At 63.3% G+C, this 17,378-nt stretch carries 20 protein-coding genes; 15 read left to right on the top strand and 5 right to left on the bottom strand.

Translation table 11 applies throughout. The features are described 5' to 3' along the window. Window positions 1–977 precede the first annotated feature (977 nt). The 9 genes from OXG79_09280 to OXG79_09240 all read left to right on the top strand — a co-directional run bounded on the left by OXG79_09280 (window position 978) and on the right by OXG79_09240 (window position 6,312). The gene (locus OXG79_09280; GenBank protein MCY3783963.1) at window positions 978–1,289 is read left to right on the top strand and encodes a hypothetical protein; all 312 of its coding nucleotides are present in this window, start codon (window positions 978–980) and stop codon (window positions 1,287–1,289) included. Next, complete coding sequence (locus tag OXG79_09275; GenBank protein MCY3783962.1) at window positions 1,286–1,594, top strand: hypothetical protein; 309 nt, start codon at window positions 1,286–1,288, stop codon at window positions 1,592–1,594. Before OXG79_09280 ends, OXG79_09275 begins: the two co-directional genes overlap by 4 nt. 392 nt (window positions 1,595–1,986) lie before the next feature. Then, window positions 1,987–2,247 carry a hypothetical protein gene (locus OXG79_09270; protein ID MCY3783961.1) on the top strand — a complete coding sequence of 87 codons (261 nt, stop codon included), beginning with the start codon at window positions 1,987–1,989 and terminating at the stop codon, window positions 2,245–2,247. After that, window positions 2,240–2,422: a hypothetical protein gene (locus OXG79_09265; protein MCY3783960.1), complete on the top strand. Its 183-nt coding sequence runs from the start codon at window positions 2,240–2,242 to the stop codon at window positions 2,420–2,422. Before OXG79_09270 ends, OXG79_09265 begins: the two co-directional genes overlap by 8 nt. Before the next feature lie 12 nt (window positions 2,423–2,434). Then, window positions 2,435–2,749 carry a DNA methyltransferase gene (locus OXG79_09260; GenBank protein ID MCY3783959.1) on the top strand — a complete coding sequence of 105 codons (315 nt, stop codon included), beginning with the start codon at window positions 2,435–2,437 and terminating at the stop codon, window positions 2,747–2,749. 38 nt (window positions 2,750–2,787) lie between these two features. Beyond that, window positions 2,788–3,585, top strand: coding sequence for a DNA methyltransferase (locus tag OXG79_09255; protein ID MCY3783958.1), 798 nt, complete (start codon window positions 2,788–2,790; stop codon window positions 3,583–3,585). A gap of 4 nt (window positions 3,586–3,589) precedes the next feature. Continuing rightward, window positions 3,590–4,042 (top strand): hypothetical protein, encoded by a 453-nt coding sequence (locus OXG79_09250; GenBank protein ID MCY3783957.1) that lies wholly within the window; start codon window positions 3,590–3,592, stop codon window positions 4,040–4,042. Window positions 4,043–4,087: 45 nt separating this feature from the next. Next, on the top strand, window positions 4,088–4,492 hold the full coding sequence (locus OXG79_09245) for a hypothetical protein (protein MCY3783956.1): 405 nt from the start codon (window positions 4,088–4,090) through the stop codon (window positions 4,490–4,492). A gap of 71 nt (window positions 4,493–4,563) precedes the next feature. Further along, the gene (locus OXG79_09240; GenBank protein ID MCY3783955.1) at window positions 4,564–6,312 is read left to right on the top strand and encodes a DUF262 domain-containing protein; all 1,749 of its coding nucleotides are present in this window, start codon (window positions 4,564–4,566) and stop codon (window positions 6,310–6,312) included. A 321-nt stretch (window positions 6,313–6,633) separates the two neighbouring features. On the opposite strand, the gene OXG79_09235 is transcribed toward OXG79_09240, so the two are convergent. After that, entirely contained in the window at window positions 6,634–6,894 is a 261-nt protein-coding gene (locus tag OXG79_09235; GenBank protein ID MCY3783954.1) for a hypothetical protein, read from the bottom strand. Between the two features lie 608 nt (window positions 6,895–7,502). Between OXG79_09235 and OXG79_09230 the strand changes: the two genes are divergently transcribed. Continuing rightward, complete coding sequence (locus OXG79_09230; protein ID MCY3783953.1) at window positions 7,503–8,108, top strand: DUF6226 family protein; 606 nt, start codon at window positions 7,503–7,505, stop codon at window positions 8,106–8,108. Between the two features lie 796 nt (window positions 8,109–8,904). On the opposite strand, the gene OXG79_09225 is transcribed toward OXG79_09230, so the two are convergent. After that, the gene (locus OXG79_09225; GenBank protein ID MCY3783952.1) at window positions 8,905–10,200 is read right to left on the bottom strand and encodes an ATP-binding protein; all 1,296 of its coding nucleotides are present in this window, start codon (window positions 10,198–10,200) and stop codon (window positions 8,905–8,907) included. A 953-nt stretch (window positions 10,201–11,153) separates the two neighbouring features. On the opposite strand from OXG79_09225, the gene OXG79_09220 reads away from it, so the two are divergent. The 3 genes from OXG79_09220 (at window position 11,154) to OXG79_09210 (ending at window position 12,641) form a co-directional block, all read left to right on the top strand. Next, window positions 11,154–11,414 (top strand): hypothetical protein, encoded by a 261-nt coding sequence (locus OXG79_09220; protein ID MCY3783951.1) that lies wholly within the window; start codon window positions 11,154–11,156, stop codon window positions 11,412–11,414. Window positions 11,415–11,523: 109 nt separating this feature from the next. Next, entirely contained in the window at window positions 11,524–12,444 is a 921-nt protein-coding gene (locus tag OXG79_09215) for a hypothetical protein (GenBank protein ID MCY3783950.1), read from the top strand. Window positions 12,445–12,506: 62 nt separating this feature from the next. Then, window positions 12,507–12,641 carry a hypothetical protein gene (locus OXG79_09210; protein MCY3783949.1) on the top strand — a complete coding sequence of 45 codons (135 nt, stop codon included), beginning with the start codon at window positions 12,507–12,509 and terminating at the stop codon, window positions 12,639–12,641. Between the two features lie 123 nt (window positions 12,642–12,764). Here OXG79_09210 and OXG79_09205 read toward each other — a convergent pair whose 3' ends face one another. Together OXG79_09205 and OXG79_09200 are read right to left on the bottom strand one after the other, a co-directional pair. Then, the gene (locus OXG79_09205) at window positions 12,765–12,902 is read right to left on the bottom strand and encodes a hypothetical protein (GenBank protein ID MCY3783948.1); all 138 of its coding nucleotides are present in this window, start codon (window positions 12,900–12,902) and stop codon (window positions 12,765–12,767) included. A 265-nt stretch (window positions 12,903–13,167) separates the two neighbouring features. After that, window positions 13,168–13,644 (bottom strand): hypothetical protein, encoded by a 477-nt coding sequence (locus tag OXG79_09200; protein MCY3783947.1) that lies wholly within the window; start codon window positions 13,642–13,644, stop codon window positions 13,168–13,170. A 449-nt stretch (window positions 13,645–14,093) separates the two neighbouring features. On the opposite strand from OXG79_09200, the gene OXG79_09195 reads away from it, so the two are divergent. Further along, window positions 14,094–14,642 (top strand): hypothetical protein, encoded by a 549-nt coding sequence (locus OXG79_09195; protein ID MCY3783946.1) that lies wholly within the window; start codon window positions 14,094–14,096, stop codon window positions 14,640–14,642. A gap of 1,296 nt (window positions 14,643–15,938) precedes the next feature. Here OXG79_09195 and OXG79_09190 read toward each other — a convergent pair. Continuing rightward, entirely contained in the window at window positions 15,939–16,187 is a 249-nt protein-coding gene (locus tag OXG79_09190) for a hypothetical protein (GenBank protein MCY3783945.1), read from the bottom strand. A 559-nt stretch (window positions 16,188–16,746) separates the two neighbouring features. Here OXG79_09190 and OXG79_09185 point away from each other — a divergent pair. After that, a complete protein-coding gene (locus OXG79_09185; protein MCY3783944.1) occupies window positions 16,747–17,040 on the top strand; it encodes a hypothetical protein in 294 nt (97 codons plus the stop codon). Window positions 17,041–17,378: the final 338 nt, after the last annotated feature.

Genomic DNA, 17,378 nt, shown 5'->3' with positions numbered 1-17,378 from the left:
CGGTCCAAGGCACTGCGAGGCTATGGGCCGACCGCTCGTGCGCAGCTCGCGCCCGCGCGTGTTGACGTGGTAATCGGGCAAATGAACGGTCGCATAGCCCAATTCACGTACACCCGATACGTCGCGTCCGGGCCGGCCCGTCCGCTTATGGGCGCGCTACAAGCGTCCCTGCACGCCCTGCCAGAGAGCCCAGAGGCCAAGCATGGAGAGCATGCTGATCAGTCAGATGGCAAACAGGAGCAGGACCAACTGAAAGAACTCCAAGTCAAGCACGTCAGACAATCCTTTCGGGTCGGCAGGTCCTGCAGTTGTGGGGCCGTACGACTGGTCGAGATGCACGGCGCCGACACGGCAGCACACGTATTGTGGGGGCGCTGCCAATGAGCGCTCAACATTCAAGTGACCATGAGAATCTGCCCGCGCGCTATCGGCTGCGCCATAGTCGCCGTGCCCTGGCGCACTGGCGACCGGATTGTCCGTTCTGGCCGATTGGGATGGATGTGGCGCGAAGCACGCTGCTGCCGGGCGACCGGCGGTGCTCCACCTGCCAGCACCGTAGTTCGCGGATTGGGCCCCCGCAAGCGCCCTCTCGGAGACTCTCCGAGAGTTTCCCGCGGTGCCTGCTACCCTCCTGTGCGTCTGCATTGCTGTGTCGGCGGGACATCCAATGGCATCAACGCCCTACGACGATCCTGTAGCCGAGCGATTTGGGAACGGCAACCAGCTAGCGGATCGACCTGACATGCTCCCCGCGACCGCGGCATGACCAACGCCGTGCTGGTGCGCGCCGGCGAGCCGTGGGAGCGCACGCGTGGCCTTGGGTGGTCCCGGCGCCTGCTGCGATGTCCTGGGGAGGCTGGCGGATGCTAGCGCGGGGGCCTGGCGGCTTCGTGGTGGGGGAAAACCACGGCGCTGGCCGGTATACCAGGATTCATCGGCTTTCCTGTTCATTCGCCGGGCCTGGTGGCCACCGAACCATGAACACTCGCTGGCATCCCCTGAGCGGCGGCACGTATGCCACCTATGCTGGCGCACATCGGGCCGCTGAAGACTGCGGTCAAGACGTCGGACCCTATGACTGCGAATACTGCCGTCCGCAATTGCACGACGAGGCACAGGAATCCCTTGAGCGGTTGGCTGGCGCGACTTCCGACGATGAGTTGCAGGAGCTCAGCATTCGCAAGATTGCCGAGTCTCTCGTTGCACTTCAGCAAGTGGTGCGGGCAGACCAGGAAGTCCTGGCTCAGGCGCTCTCGCTTCGCCGTGCCGAGCCGCCGCCGCCCGAGTGATCCGCCGCGACCGGATCATGACCAAGGCGGTGCAGTTCCTGCTGGCGGGCGCGGCCCTCATGAGGATCGCGGTGCCGCTCAACAACGCCAGCGCCCAGCCGGACATCGTCGGCGGCCCGAGGTATTGCCTGGACTCGCTCGACACGTTTCGCGACCAGCTCGAGCGGGAGTTCCGCGACCATCCGACGTGGTCGTCGATTGACCTGGCGCAGGAGCCGGAGCTACAGGCGCCCGCCCGCGCGGTCGTGCGCGGGTGTCGCCCGTGGATCCTCGAGACGAACATCAGCCAGCTGGCTCGGGGATAAGCCGGGGGAACTGGGGATAGCCGTGCCGAATGACGGTCTATGCTCCGATTGCCGCACCCTGCTGGTTCAAGAAGAACCATACGGCCCGTACTGCCCGAAGTGCTGGCGTGACCGGAAAACACTAAAGGGCGAGTGGTAGGGTGGCCATCGGTTTGATGGGCAATTCAGAACTCCTCGCCCCCTACGATGACGCCCCAAATGCCCCTTATTTTGGAGGGACGCCGTCTCTACCTCCTGAAAGGGAAGGCAGGCCGCGCGGGCCAGGTATGCGTCCCTATCCAGATATGCGCCCAAAGCAGCCCGCCGACCCTCGCGATACCAGCCCGCTCGCGCCACGTGATTAGGACGCCTACGGAAACAGTCCGCGGAGCCAAGGAGAAGGGAGAGAACGCATGACGCATCGTGAGGCCATCCGCGACGTGCTGGTGCGCGCCGGTGAACCGCGTCATGTGACGTTCGTGACCGAAGAGATCGCGCGGTGCCGCCTCTATGTCAGGCAGAAGGGAAACGGGGAGGGACGCCCGCCCACACGCAAGCAGGTGCAGGCGCGAGTTTCGAAGCATCTCCCGGAATCCGGGCATCCCCTGTCCTACCGACCGTCGCCGGGCATGCTGGCATTGATCGAATGGCGCGAGCCGAGCGCGGATGGCTGAGCCGAACTTCGCCAACCGGACGCTTTTTCACGAAGATAACCTCGACTTCCTGCGCGGCATGAACTCCGGCAGCGTCCACCTGATCGCCACTGACCCGCCGTTCAACACGGGCCGCGACTTCCACGCCACGCCCGACAGATTGGCGAGCGGCGGGAAGTTCCAGGACCGCTGGTAGTGGGCCGACGACGTGGAGGGCGAGTGGATCGATCAGATTCAAGACGACTGGCCGGAGGTGTGGCAGGTCATCGACGCGGCCCGGGCGGCCTGGGGCGAGGACATGGCGGCGTTCCTGTGCTTCATGGGCGTGCGGCCGATCAAAATGCGGCGCGTGCTGCGGGACGACGGGAGCCTGCACCTCCACTGCGACCCGACGACAAGCCACTACCTCAAGGCGCTGCTGGATGTGATGTTTGGGCGGGGGAACTTCAGAAACGAGATCATTTGGGACTATACATTCCGCCTGATGTACCTTGATCGAATCAACACCGAAAGCATGACGTAATCTTGTTCTATGCTAAATCGCCGGCAGCCAGAATCACGATGCCGAAGATCCCGTGTACTCGTGAGGAGATCATCAAGACACGAAAGCAAGAGGTCCACCTTGACGACGACGGAACAGAGTGGATATGGATGCCTGGTGGCCGGGGATATAGCAAGAGCAGGCTCAAGCGAATCTCAGAGATTATCGCCGAGGGCAAAGCGGTGTCGGATGGGTGGGCGATGACCGTGCTTTCGTCATCAGCCAAAGAGCGCACTGGCTGGCCCACCCAACAGTCTCGCCCCCTCTACCAGCGCATCATCAACGCCAGCAGCAACCCCGGCGACATCGTCCTCGACCGGTTCGCCGGCTACGCCACCATGCCCATCGCCGCCGAACGCCTGGGCCGCCATTGGGTCGCCATGGACATCTGGGCGGGCGCCGTGGATATCGTCCGCCAGCGCATGGCCGACAACCGCCAGCTGCTCACCGACGCCGACCCGCAGATCCACTACGTCACCGAGCCGCCCGTGCGCACCGACGACGGCCAGGAAGCCGTGCCGTTCCTCCAGGTCACGGTGCGCTACGCCGAGCCGGAGGGACTGCGCATGTCACGCGTCGAGACTTACGACTACCAGCTGGCGCAGCACGGCTCACGCTGCCCGGGCTGCGACCGTACCTTCGACTACCCGCGCTACCTCGAGCTGGATCACAACACGCCGCGCTCCGACGGCGGCCTGAACCACATCACCAACCGCGTGCTGCTCTGCGGCCCGTGCAACCGACTCAAGGGCAAAATCTACACGCTCTCTGGGCTGCGGCGCCGGAATCGGCGGCTGGGATACATGGCGGGGGGTTGAACTGATGAATGGTCCACTAGAGTGGGTGCAGATCTTCCAGCACGGGCTTCTTGCCCTGATCGCGTGGGTATCCATCGGCGTCTACGGATCGTTCTACGTGATCAGGAGCCTAGCGTCCCCTCGCGCACGACGACGCACGCACGAGCAGATTCACAAGGAGACATACCCGGATGCTTACCCGGAAGAGCTCCCACGCATGGCTCTTCAAGAGCCCCGACGCATAGCTTTGGACGCAGCACCCGGTGACGATCGTGTTCCGCCTGAACTGTTTGAGGACATTGAAGTACCGCAGTCCTGGAAAGAACTGCGGCTCTCGACCCTGTTCATGTGCGGGATCTTCGGCCCAATTGCCGTGGTCGGTCTTGCCTTTCTGGGGTGGGTCGGATCGAGTCGCTGGCGCATTCGCGAATTCGTCGCTCGTAGGCTCTTGACCGGCGGACCCGATTGGTCGGCGTAAGCAGCGACGACCATGCGCCAGTCCCATGCACGCGGGTAACGCACGATGACACCTGAAGCCGTTTACATTGCCGCTGCGATAGGCACGTTGGTTGTCTCTGTTGGGGCAATCATCAGATGGATCAATTTGCCAAGAATCCCAGCACAGGTACGCGGCGGCTGCCGACGGCTATGGCGACTGCTGAAAGGGGCGCTCAACTATGCACGCCACCCGTGGACCTTCCCGCGAACACAGAAAGCGTTTAACGATGATGTATCTACACGCCTTTCGAATGCCGAGATCGATGTGCGGAGGATTCAGAGTCACATTTTAGCGATGAGTCACATATTGGAAGAATTGACTTGTGACGATAAGAAGAATGCAAGACTATCCTCCAAGCAAAACCAGATGCTGGCCGCACTCATACGTATTCGGATGGCGATACACGAAAGACTCGATGTTGGCGAATGATAGTGTATTGCCGCCAAGCACCCGCCGACGCGGTCGCACTGGAAAGCGCACAGCGCTAGGAGAGCAGATCCGTGGCATTCCAGACGCCAATCACCATCAAGCAGGCGATCGGCCACATTCACAACAACCAGTACCTGCTTCCGGCCATTCAACGGGAGTTTGTGTGGCAGCCGCGTCAGATCGAAAGGCTCTTTGACAGCCTTATGCGCGGCTATCCGATTGGATCCTTCCTGTTCTGGCGAGTCGATCCCGAGACTGCCAAGAGTTACAGCTTCTACCAGTTCATCACGAACTACGATCAACGGAAGCCCCACAATCCCGTCCACGGGGCGCCGTCCACCGTACCCGGCCTGACGGCGGTGCTCGATGGACAACAACGCTTGACCGCGCTAAATGTCGCACTCCACGGCAGTGGGAGATGGAAACTTCCACGCCTGTGGTGGAACAACCCGGACGCCTTTCCGGAACGACGGCTCTACTTGAATCTCCTCGCGTCCCAGACGGAGAACGACGACGAGCTCGCGTATAAATTCAGCCTGCTCCCGGAGAAGGAGGCCTACGATCGGAACTGCCGTGACGACCACGAACACTGGTACCGAGTGGGAGACATCCTTGACGTTGAGGATCCAGCAGACCTGATTGACGTCGTTCATGACCTGGGGCTCGCGGATACGCGCGAGCCCCAGAAGATACTCAACCGGCTACACCACGTCGTTCACAGCAATGGCACCGTCTCGGCCTACGAAGAGCCGGACCAGGACCCAGAACGGGTTCTCAACATCTTTGTACGGACCAACAGCGGCGGCACGCCCCTTTCATATTCGGACATGCTTCTCAGCATGGCAGTAGCCCAATGGGACAAGGTCGACGCGCGGCAAGAAATCCATGCTCTGGTTGACGAGATCAACAACGTTGGCAGTGGCTTCTCTTTCGACCACGACTTTGTGCTCAAGGCCTGCCTGATGCTTGGGGACAGCAGCAGCGTCCGATTCAAGGTCGAGAACTTCGGTAAATCGAAGATCGGCGCCCTTCAGGATCAATGGGATCGCATCAGAAGCACAATCTCAGAAACGGTGGAACTGGTTTCATCTTTCGGGTATTCCAGGCTGAGCCTGACATCGGCAAATGCCCTGTTGCCGATCGCGTACTTCCTCTACCACCGTCAGCAAGCGCTGGGCGTGGAGGATCGCGCGGCGATACGTAACTGGCTGATTCGCTCCCTGCTAAAGCGCGGGATCTGGGGCGGCGGTGTCGATAACTTGCTGGTGGCAATCCGCAGGGCCATTCGGGAGAGGTCCTGTCACGATGGCTTCCCGGCTCGCGCGATCGAGCAAGCGATGCCGCCTGGCATGAGCCTCACCTTTGTCGACGAGGAAATCCAAGACTTTGCCGACGCCACGTACGGTGGTAATGCCTATAGCCTCCTGTTCCTTCTGTACGATTTCGTCGACGTGGCCACAAACCGCTTCCACATCGACCATGTCTTTCCGCGTGCGCTGATGACACCGGCGTGTCTGAAGAAGGCCGGAGTCAACGAGGAGAAGATCCCCGCATTTCGCGAGCGGATGAACCGTCTAGCCAACCTCCAGCTCCTGGAGGGATCAACGAACTCGCGCAAGGGCGCCATGCCGCCGGCTGACTGGCTGCGCGCGGAACTCCCGTCTGACTCTGAGAGGCGAAATCACTGCCAGCTGCACGATCTCGGTGAAGTGCCGGCTGATGTCAATGGATTTCTGCGCTTCTACGAGGAGCGCCGAAAGCGCATTTTGGAGAATCTGCGACACCGACTCGCTTCCGACAGCTCGGCTCGCGTGGACTAGCGCCAGGAGGTACCGCCGCGAGCAAGTACTGCCCCGCCGAGCCGACCAAGCGGTGGGGGCGGCTCGCGAACCGCCTCTTGTATGTTGCAAGGCCCGCGGATTGTCTTTGGGGAAGCACCCGGCCGGGGCAGGCCGTCCGCCCCTGGGTCCCAAGAGACCGTTCGGCAGCGTGGCCGTCCCGGCCCTTGACGCTGGTCCCGAGCCCGGACGGCTGCCGGTGCCAGCGGGCCCAGCCTGCAGCAGCGAGGCAGGGTGTGCGGCTAGCGCTACCGGTCCCGGCGCCGTGGTTCACTCGGAAGGCCGAACGCCGCCGACGTAAGCCTACGCCTTCTGTACGCCCAAATCGCCCGCTCGCATCTCAAACTTTACTTTGAGTCCCGACTGTGCGGCCGCCGACGTGATCTGGCCGCGAATCGTGGGCTGGCGCTTCTTCTCCTGCTCGGTGAGGCCAATAACGACCCATTCGCCACGCGACGTCTTGTCTAGACGGCTGACAATCTCGCGAATCTCAGGGCTAATGCGCCGTGACCGCTGCGGTCGCTGCTTCCAGTCACTCGCCGGTACCACCTCTTTGAGCTTCATGTGTTTCTCGACTCCCGTCGAACAGTCTGCGTTGAATCGCGGAATCGTGACATAGCCGAATAGTCGCAGGCAAGTCGTGGCCCAAGAATCGAACCTATCCGAGACGAAATTGCGCAGTTACCGACGGATCGTCGCTCATATCGTGCAGGCCGGGCAACTGCGACCTTCGTTTGGGGCAACGCTGCATGACACGAGATACATAGTCGGCTAGTGCCTAAAGTGTTCACGTCCCAAAGAGACGCGACACTTTGCAGCGGATTGGGCTGACACCAGGGAGCGGTGCACGCGGCGTCTCGTCGGGATCTAGTGATGAGATGAGTGCGAGGCACCCGCTCATGCCCCATGATGACGTGTTGTGCCGACACCGGCTACGGCTGTTCGCCCTGGCTGACGAGTTGGGCGATGTCCGCGCCGCTATCAAAGGCGGTGCGGAAGAGGGTGTCATTGCCATCACGGCAGGTACCTGGCGCCGGCGGTGTGCCGCGCGCTCCTCAGCGGATACGAAGCTGGGCGCGGTCGCCTCGGCAGGTCGACCTCCGCGGCGTCCACACGTCACAATTGGACTATCTTGCGGCGTGAGGCTGGCGTGGAACAAGGAACGTAGGGAGATGCCTGGCTGGTTTGGATATGCGAAATGTGGAAGTGCGGGACCACCTCCAGATCCAGCGTACAGCCGCGTGACCAACGCCGAGCGCTTTCGACCGTTGCATTCGGCCATGCTGGAGACTGTCGACCGCCTGGAGAACGACTTCGACGTCGAGCGTATCGAGGGGTATGGCCTGGAGGCGGAACTGGAGCAGGGACTGGACCCTGCACGTCCGCATGTGCGACTCAACCCGAGGAACCACGACTCCGCCCCAATTGTGGTGGTGTTCTCAACCTTTCCGGGTCTTCACGTCCGATTCGGGCGGTGGTACGGCGAGCTTTTTCCGAGTTGTGGCTGCGACGCGTGCGACGAGCCCGCAGAAGGCGAGATCGAGCGGCTCCACGAAATGGTCGATGACGTTGTCGCCGGGAGGTTTTGCGAGGCGATCCGACGTCCCCTGATTTCCTTTAGGGGGATTGGTTGGAGGGAAACGAAGTTCTGGTCGCCAGTCGGGATACGCGCCCAAAGATCCCGGATTGACGGTCTGCGCGCGCGTGATATGGCCGGTGGTCGTCGTCGCCTGGATCTGAACTGGAAGCCTTGGTGCCGTAGACGGACCATCAGCTAGCGTCACGCCTGTGGCCTCGGGGCCTGATTGACAACCTTGACACGCCGTGTGCTTGCCCCTTCAGGCAGGCTCGCCGACTTGGGGCGAGCGTCAGCGTCGAGTCTCCCACCGGAAAAACTGCAGCACCGTACGTGAAGTCTTACCAGTTCTTGGCATTGCTGGATCGCCTTCGCATCCGAGCCGCGCCTTAGGCCGTTCTTCTGACCTGGCCACATCCAAATCAGATCCCATGAGTGGTGAGCAGGAACCGTACTTGGGAGTGCGGCGTCCGGACGATTTCCTTCACAGCTCGTCGTGAGGACGCATGATCCGCGGCTGGCAACGTTGTTCGTCTTGGATGGGTATGGCCGGATTCTCGGGAGGCTGTGCTGGGGATGAGGCCGTCGTCTTCGTTGATTCGAGATCGGACACGGTGTGCGTGGACGGTGACGGCGGACTTGGCGCGGAGCGTGGCCGGTGAGTTGGGCGGGCTGGCCGAGGAGCAGGCGCCGGTGGCGGACTCTCGGCAGGCGCCGGTGCATGCGCTGCGATCGGTGGAAGTCACGAGTGCGAATATCCACGGCCACCGCCGCTTAGCCCGGTTCGCTAGCGGCAGGCGTTGTCCAGGGCGTTGCGGGGTGGGTCACGACTAAACTGCCAGGGCGTCGAGGAGGCCACGTTCCGTCACGCCCTGTGCATGGTCGAGACGCTTGAAGCTGGGGTGTCGGGTGCAGTGGCGGGTTCGTGGTCAGACCGTCAGCCCAGATCCTCCTGCCAGCCGAGCGCCGCGGCCGCACCGATGGATTCGGTGCCGGGGTCAGGCGGCGGTTTCCCAGAGGGCGCGGATCGGTACCGCGAAAAGCCCATCGCCAAAGCTGGTGCAGACCTCACCGTCGTAGAGCACCACACCCGCAGCGAATCGGTCACCAACCGCTCGCCTGAGACGGCGCAAGCCTTGGAAGTCCGCTCCAGTCACGGTGCCCGACGCCTTGACCTCAACGCCCGCCAGCGCCAAAGCCCCTTGCTCAATGACGATATCGACCTCGACCTGATCCTTATCCCGGTAGTGAAAAAGCTCGAGGTGCGCGTCGTGCCAGCTGGCCTGGCGCCGCAACTCTTGGAAGACGAACGTTTCGAGAAGCTGGCCCAGGAGCCCGCGATGCTTCGCCAGGCCGCGGGCATCGAGCCCGAGTAGTGCGCATCCGAGGCCGGTATCGCCGATATGCAGCTTGGGTGTCTTGACGAGGCGGCGCAGGCGATTGCTATGCCACGGGCGGAGCAGCTCGAGCATGAAGACCCGTTCGAGGAGACCCAGATAGGCGCTAATGGAGGGGCGGCTGAGGCTGAACGATGATGCGAGATTGGACACGTTGAGCAGGGTGGCCGTCTGCGCCGCCGCCAGCATCAGGAGCCGGGGCAGGGCGTCGAGCATCGTGACGCGGGCCATGTCCCGCACATCCTTCTCCAGGTGCGCCTGTACGTAATCGCGATACCAGGCCGTCCGCCGCCGACCTGTGGGGCGTGCCAGGGCCGCCGGGAATCCCCCGGCCACGATCCGCTCGCCCAGCTGCCCGCCCAGCGGGTCGGTCTGCCGGGTCGGGAACCGGCCGTGAAACAGCGTGTCGAGAAAGCGCGGCATCGGATCTGGGACGGTGGCACCGACTGGTCCGGCAGCGAGCTCGGATTGCGCGAGCGGATGGAGCCGGACGATTTGCAGGCGTCCCGCCAGCGAGTCCGCGAGCGTGGGAACCCGCAGCGCGTTGCTCGATCCGGTGAGGACAAAGCGCCCCGGGACACGCCGGCGATCGATGGCCGGTTTCAGGGCGGCGAACAACCCTGGGACACGCTGGACTTCGTCGAGGACGACGCGCTCGGGCAGGGACGCGACGAAGCCCATGGGATCAGCCTCGGCCCCGCCGCGCACCACATCGTCGTCGAAGCTGATATAGGCGTACTCGGCCCCGCGTGCTTCGGGGCTTCCAGCCCACGGTGCCCCGGCGTTCCGCCAGGGCAATTGCCTCGGAGCGCACACGACCTGGGCGAGAGCGGGCTTCCCGCACTGGCGCGGCCCATGAATGAGCACCGCGGGCGAGTCCTCCAGGGCCTCGGCCAGCCGACGGTCGACGTAACGCCGGCAGAACGGAAGGTCAGGCTCCGCCTGATCGTCAGCCGGCTACCGTCCAATTGCAAGGTCTACACTCGTCTGATTGCAAGGTATCTGCCGTCCGATTACATGGCATTCACAGTCGACGGGCCCGAGCAGTCGAGATAGGCAAACAGGCGGTTGCCGTGGAGCAATCACCGGCCGGTCGTCGACGCGTTCGGCGTCGCGCGAGGTGGCGGGAGGGTCCGGCCTGTGGGTCACGACGCTGGCCAGGCGCTCCAGACATTCACGTCCAGCAGCATCCGCCTCCCCAGTCGCTGATGGGGGGTGACGATCCGTATCTTGGAAGACCGATCGTATTCGCTGCGCCACCTGCACCGTGGCCGCAGCCATAGTCACAGCGCGGGCAGCGCGGCCGACGGATTCAAGCCTTGTGATTTCTGTGATTGGCGCGGACCCAAGACCCATCGCAGGTCACGAGTTGGTTGGAACAGGCCACTGATGCCTCAGCACCGACTCGGCTCATTTCGTACTCATGGGACGCAGCAGTAGCATCGACTCACCCGCACCCGTGCGGGTTGCTGGCAGTCGCATCAGCGGCTGCCAGTTGCGTCGTTTCCGTCCGGTGCAGTCACTTCGAAGGAGAAGATTGACACGCGCGCATGGCGAGCTACTGTGCTGGTAGGTAGCCAATGGTGACTACCTGATGATAAGGAGGTCCGCCATGAAACGGTGTCTCCTTCGCACGGCAGCCAGGACGGCTGCCGCGACCACCACTTTGGCCTTCGGGCTCTCTCCGTTCATCGCCGGGGCTGGCGCAGCGGGCCCAGAAACGGAGGTGCCGGGCGACCACCTGCTGCCCTCCTCCGGTGCGGATCCACGGCTGACCACCACCGAGACGGTGGTCGGCTGTGACGCCTAACGGAGGGGCGCCAGCGCCGGCCACCGCTGGGCGGCCAGCTGTGGCGATGGCAGACCCAACGGCAATTCCGCGCGGCTCCATTCCCGACGTGGAAACGGCCGCCGCGCTGAAATGGGCCTGGGCCTTGGCTGAGGACCTGCGGCCACACGTCCACGAGTGGCTGGTGGACGTGGGCACGTCGTTTCCGCTACTGGCCGGTCGGCAGCTCGTGATCAGGTTTCAGCCCGACCGGCACGTCCAGGCGGGCGCGTGCATGGAGTTCTGGGTCGAACCGCAGCCCGCCGACGAGGGGAATGGTTGACGGCCCCTGAGGCCATTAGGACCAGCGCACCGTCACGCAAGCGGCGTTGGGGATGTCCGACCATCGGCCCGGCGCCTGCACGTACGCTTGAGAGCGGAAGGTGAATCACGTGGCCCGCTCTGAACGGCTCGTGTGGCTGACCCTTGGCCTCGTCATTGCCGGGTGCCTCGTGTGGCAGACCGTCAGCGATGAGTTGGCCCGCCGCGAGACGCGTACGTTCATGGAAATGGCCGCGCGGGCCAGCATGGGAGAGCAGATCGTCTCCTCGGAGATTGTGAGGGAAGTCCCCGTCGAGCGAGTTCCGGTTCGTGCGATCCCAGGAAGCGGCGACGGGATCGTCACCGGCAAGGTCACGAATATCGTGCCGCCGGACGTCACGGACCCGACGCTGCCGAGTCTCTGCGAATCCATCGACCTAAAGGGCGTCGGCCCTGGCACTGAGGTCCGCGACCTTGCGCCCGGCGTCTACACCGCCACGATCTGCGGTGACACCTTCGCCCTCGACGTCACCATGGAGTCCGTGGATGGACGCAGCCGCTTCACCTGGGGGCGTACCAAGTCAGTCTCGTTTGCGGTGGGCGATCACGGCGACGACGCGTTGTATTCGGGTCCCACACGCATCACCGTGAATCCGCCCGGCCCTGATGTGCGCTGGGGAATCGACATCGAGCGGCTTGTTTCCGAGAGCGATGCGTCGATCAGGGTCGAGGTCGTTGGTGACGAGTCGGCGATCGCGGACCTGTCGCCGGGCCTCTGGCGGGTGGACCTCTTGTGGACATCCGGTGAGCAGCCATCCAACTGGGTGTGGGACGGCAGCTACGAATCCGTCGAGGGGTTCGGTGGCGGGTCATGGAGTAGTCGATCGTGCACCGTGCTATATGTGGGGTCCAGTGCTGGCCAGCGCGTGAGCGGGCCGCGCGTGGATCCGGGCGAGGTGGCGGTCACCGCCAACGTGCCGCCGGGCTTCACCTGGGCGGTGGCGTTCACGCCGTTTCCCACCGGCGCCGCCGACGACGGCGAGTGCCTGTGACCGGAGCATCCCGGTGCTGGCGGCACCTAAAGCGAGCCCTGAAACTCAAGGAGCGGCCACCGGTGATCTACGGCCCGGTCTATGGCCCTGAGCAGCAGCTGCACGCCCATCGGCAGTATGGTCGAACGCAATTCGGTATCTGGGGCTTCGACAAGGTGACCCGCGCCGTCGAGTGGCTGTGGAATGCCTTCGGTTGACTTCCGTTCCTGACCGGTGCTGATTGGACCGGCGATCACGGGCGGCGGGGCCGCCGGCGACTGGATCCTGGTGCGTCTATTCGACAACTCTGATTGGAGGCCACCGAAGCAATACGTGAAACGCTAGTACACGCCGGTCATCACGACGGTGCCGCCGAGCAAATCGTAGAGGCTGCGATGGTGGTCCCGCACCATCATCACGAGGGCACTAGCGATGCGGGGTGCACCAAGCGTCAGTGGGGCCACGAGCCATGACAGCATGACGGTGCCGCCGCGGTGGCGCCATCGACAGCCTGCGGGAACTCACTCTCCTAGGACACCGAGCCGCGTCCACCGATCGCTCGAGTCAGCCTCCTCGCGCAGGGGGGCGGCCGACGGTTCGGCTGAAGACGGCGATGACCACCACGGCCGCTCCAGCCAGGATCAGCGCCGCCGGCAGCACGAAGGTCAGCACCAACTCGACGGGTCCGAAAGCGTTCTCCTCTAGCCGGGCATAGTCGGACCGCTTGGCGTTACTCGTCGAGTATCACGGCCAGACCGGCTCCGCGAACCGTTCCAGCGTCACGGACCATTCCACGTCATCCTCAAGCGTGTTGACCCGGATCGCCAACTCCGGCCCGTGGGTGAATTTGGCTCGCGAGAACTCTCCCACCGTGAACACCAGCGGGTAGTCCAGGTTCCACATGGACGTGCTGTTGCGGTCACCGGTCGAGCTGAGTCGCGCCTCATCGACCGTTGCGTCCATCGCCTCGACGGTGGCGCGCCAAACGCCCGGCGTCAGCGTGAACCGTTGATCCTCGCGTCCGACGCCGTCGACCAGCAGGACCTCATGCACGATTTTGCCGTGCAACGCCTCTTCATCGCCGGCGACCGTCATTGACGATGGGGACGCGCCCCAGAAGATCAACTCCATGCGCACGGTGTGCCAGACCATCGCGACGGCCATCACCGCAAACACGAGGCCCACGGTCGCCAGCGCCGCGCCCTTCACTGCACGGTTCATTGGGTGCTCCTTTGATTGCGGCCGGGCCGGGGCCGGAGGGTCTGACCGACCACCGGCCCGGCGGTCAGCGTCGTGCCAGTGCGGGCCGGCCCGTCGTCAATTCAGGTGCAGGTGCCACCGGCGGCCAGCAGCCACGGTGGCCACCACGACAGGCACAAGGACTGCAAGCAGGGTCGCAATCGCTCTCGGCCCATCAGCCGCGTCTACTCGTCGACGGTCGCGCTCGTGTGCTGGCTCCACACGCTGAAACAGGCCAAGAGGAGCACCGCCAGGATTCCGCCGCCAACCACGGCCCGGGTGCGTGTGAGTACGTGAGACATTGCTGTCTCCTTCCTCTTGGGTGGGCGCAATTGCTCACCTCCTCGCACCGTAGCTCGGGATTCCAGGGGCGTCGAATAGGGACTTGATAGCCTTTAGGGCATCGGCAGACGGCGTCGACAAGGGAGCCGATGAACACCCGCCGCTACGTTTCGCGCGGCCTTTTGATGCTGGCTGCGGTGGTGATCGCTGGCGCACTCAGCGTGACCGCGGCAGTTGAAATGCTCCAGTTGCGCCGGCAGCAGGCGCCACTCGATGCCTCAGGCACGGGCATGACGGCGGCATACGTGACAATGCTGGACCGTGCGCGCACTGACGCCCGCCACGTGTTTGACGTCCCCGTCTCTCCAGAGGTCAGCGTCTGGGCTTACGGATGGGGCGCCTCGTCCGCGGACCCCATCGAATTGACGTCGGGCCTGTGGATCGTGGACGTGCGCTTCAACGACTACACGCCCCCGACCCACGGGCCACTTCCAGGCGTGACCGTCCACGCGGTCGGATGCTGCGGCGGGATGGGATGGACGGGCACCGCGTGGGCAGCCATTCACGTGGGCGATTGGCAGCACCCCGAGTTGGTGACCTTCACGCCGGGGGCGGTGATCGTGGAGGTCCACGCCATCCCCGCCGACGTGATGTGGTGGGTGACATTCAAGCGCCTCGGCGATCTCAAGCCATCGTAGGGCGTAGGCGCCGGTCAAGAAGGTCTTGCCAGGCTCAGCGCCAGATCGCGAGATTCGGGCCGAGCTGCTGGCAACCTACTTGGCGCTCGGGCTACTCGCCTGGGGCTTCACCCGCCTCGGCGCGGCGGGGTAGCCACCGGCCGAGACGGGCGAAGCTCAGGTTAGATAAAGTGTGACAAGTGTGAAATGACGGCAACAAAGATAAGTTTCATGGTCTTGATGTTGAACCTGGTGACCTTGACGCTGAATCTCAATTTAAGCGATACGCGTACGACAAAAACGATCATGTTTGCCCTTCGGAAAGTCTTGGCCTTATTTGTCCGCTCTCATATGAATTCTAGATCTGTATTATGAAGCAGCTAATCTAGCGATCGGTCATTTGAATATTTGGCGGTCGTGCCTCCTTATCAGGTGGTAGAAGAAGTGCGCTATTCTACCTATCCTTTCTTCTTCCGAGTCGCCAATCATGTATAGGTGCGCCACAGTTCTTGAAATGTCTTCGTTTCCGAATATGAACAGAAAATGGGCAATTGATATCATGCTAGGGTCGTTGGTTTTTGTTTTATCCTCTTCCGTATTAGGTTGGTAAAGCTCTCTGTACTCTTTTTCTGTTTTCTTTAGCACGCGCTCGGCCCAGAATCCTGGACCGTCACACTCTATTGCTTTTCGTATTTCTCAATCACTAACTCTCATGTAGTAGTCCTTCGCCAGTGGTCCCAAGGTGCCTTTGACGGCCTTGCATCCGCCGTTGTCGCTGACCTTGACGTCATTCTAAGTCGGCAGATAGCGCACCTTCCGAGTGTCGCCCAGCTGTGGCGACGGGTCAAGCAACAATAATAGTCTTGGGCGGTCGTCAGCAGGCTACGGGGGCTCGCGTTCCCGGCCTTACAGCGCGAGCAGTCGATCCGCCATGGCCGCGTCACTTGCATCGCTAACAGCTTCCGAGACCTCCAGCAGCGCGGCTTGATGTCGGTGATGGGCGGCGCGGCGGCGACTTGACGGTCATGCGGCAATGCCGTCTTCGGGAAGCACCGGCTCTGCCGAACAGCGGCACGAAATTTCACTGCCCGGCGTAATACCCTCAGCGTCCCAGGGGTGCGTCGTGCCTTCCAACGCCGCGTGCTCATCGCACACGCGTTCGCCTTGCGCGGCCCCCCACACGTACTCCGCGATGCCAAGCTGCCCATGCCGCGCCGCCGTCAAATTGCCGATCACTTTGTTGGTCTGATCGGGCGCAATCTGGCGTAAGTTCTAGCCGCTACTCTCCCCTTTCTCCCGCGCCACGCGCGTCAGCTCCTACTGATCGAACGGCTTCTCGGCAAACGCGTGGTTGATCGCCGCGGGTAGGTCGCCGCGTAAGCGCGTCGGCACCGTGCGAATCAGGTCGATGGTCTCTCGCCGCCAAGCGTCCATGGGCGGGCGGATCGCCTCGTTGTCCAGCAGGGCCGCAATGTCGACGCCCAGCGCGGCGCGGAAAGTCTGGATCAGCCGCCGGCGCAGGTAGCCGTTCAGGCGCCGGGCTTGCTTCGCGACTTCGCGTGCCACGAGACCCTCTTCGCCGAGTCGTCAGCAGCGGCACCTCGTCCAGGCGCTCGATGGCCTCTGCGGCGGCAACGGCGGTGCTGAGTCCCGACCGGATGTTGCGCATGAGGGGCGCGAGCAGGCCTCGCCGAATGGCGCGGTCGTAGACAGGGGCGTCCATCGCGCGCGGGCGCACGGGTTCTACAGCCACCTTGGCGAAGCGCCGCTTGCGCAGCGTCTAGCTCTAGGTGAGGCGCTCGACGTAGCGGTCCACCATGAGTCGATCTGCGCGTCCGTCAGTATCACGGGCACGTTGGCCTCGGGATTGATCGCCCTGCGCGCGGTGGCCCCGGCACGCCCGTCTACGAGCAGCGCCGGGTAGCGGTCGATCGCCGCGGGGTGAACGAGTTCGATCACGCCACGCCCTTCGTGCGGCCGTAGCGGTCAAGCAGTACGAAGGAACTTCTGTCGCCAGTGCCCGTCACCACCGGCGCGATCGGGACAGTGCTGGTGAGCCAGCGACCCAGCAAGTCGATCAATCGCCGGCTGCCAAGCTGCTGGTGAAGTCGCGGGGGTAGCAGCCTTGCGCTTCGGCGACACCAACGTGCTCATTTACGCGGCAAGCGGAGCGGCGGCAGAGCCCGAAAGGCGCAATCGTGCGCGAGAACTGCTCTCGGAGCCTGACCTTGCCGTGTCGGTGCAGGTGCTTCAGGAGTCCTATTACCAGGCCACGCGGCCCAGTCGGCCAGATTGTCTGAGCCACGGCCAGACCCTGCGGTTCCTGGATCCGAACCTCACGTTGCCGATTCAGGCCATGACCGTGGAGGGATTTCAGGCCGCCGTCACCATCAGCCACCGGTCCAGATCGTCCTACTAGGACGGGGCGATGCTCGCCGAAGCGCGCGTGGCGGGGCGTGAGGCCATCTACTCCGAGGACTTCAGCACGGGACTGAGGGACTAGGCATAGCCGAAATTATCGGATAAAATGCAATTACCACCGGTTTTCGGTGGTTTGGAAACCGCATTTGGCGGATCGGGTTTACTAGCCTGTGGACGTTACGGCGACCATGGGCAGTAAGTTGAATCGAGACGCTCTTGTGGTGACCAGCGGTGGGTTGGTCTCTGTTGAGGGGCTAGTGGCCTCCGGGCTGTGCGGGTTCGAGTCCCGCCCTCGGCACCGTGATCCGCTGGTGAGTTGAGCCAAGCAGGCGCTCG

The sequence above is a fragment of the Chloroflexota bacterium genome (genome assembly GCA_026706485.1).
In the GTDB taxonomy this organism is placed as follows: Bacteria; Chloroflexota; UBA11872; order UBA11872; family UBA11872; genus JAJECS01.
Note: the sequence above shows the minus strand (reverse complement) of the source record. Positions and strands in the feature narration are given on the sequence as shown.

What these genes read in the sequence shown, in the direction of transcription:
- OXG79_09200 (MCY3783947.1), bottom strand. Translation starts at nt 13,644, where the DNA reads ATGAACCGTGCAGTGAAGGGCGCGGCGCTGGCGACCGTGGGCCTCGTG.
- OXG79_09255 (MCY3783958.1), top strand. Translation starts at nt 2,788, where the DNA reads ATGCCGAAGATCCCGTGTACTCGTGAGGAGATCATCAAGACACGAAAG.
- OXG79_09245 (MCY3783956.1), top strand. Translation starts at nt 4,088, where the DNA reads ATGACACCTGAAGCCGTTTACATTGCCGCTGCGATAGGCACGTTGGTT.
- OXG79_09280 (MCY3783963.1), top strand. Translation starts at nt 978, where the DNA reads ATGAACACTCGCTGGCATCCCCTGAGCGGCGGCACGTATGCCACCTAT.
- OXG79_09270 (MCY3783961.1), top strand. Translation starts at nt 1,987, where the DNA reads ATGACGCATCGTGAGGCCATCCGCGACGTGCTGGTGCGCGCCGGTGAA.
- OXG79_09195 (MCY3783946.1), top strand. Translation starts at nt 14,094, where the DNA reads ATGAACACCCGCCGCTACGTTTCGCGCGGCCTTTTGATGCTGGCTGCG.
- OXG79_09230 (MCY3783953.1), top strand. Translation starts at nt 7,503, where the DNA reads ATGCCTGGCTGGTTTGGATATGCGAAATGTGGAAGTGCGGGACCACCT.
- OXG79_09265 (MCY3783960.1), top strand. Translation starts at nt 2,240, where the DNA reads ATGGCTGAGCCGAACTTCGCCAACCGGACGCTTTTTCACGAAGATAAC.
- OXG79_09205 (MCY3783948.1), bottom strand. Translation starts at nt 12,902, where the DNA reads ATGCTGTCATGGCTCGTGGCCCCACTGACGCTTGGTGCACCCCGCATC.
- OXG79_09250 (MCY3783957.1), top strand. Translation starts at nt 3,590, where the DNA reads ATGAATGGTCCACTAGAGTGGGTGCAGATCTTCCAGCACGGGCTTCTT.
- OXG79_09235 (MCY3783954.1), bottom strand. Translation starts at nt 6,894, where the DNA reads ATGAAGCTCAAAGAGGTGGTACCGGCGAGTGACTGGAAGCAGCGACCG.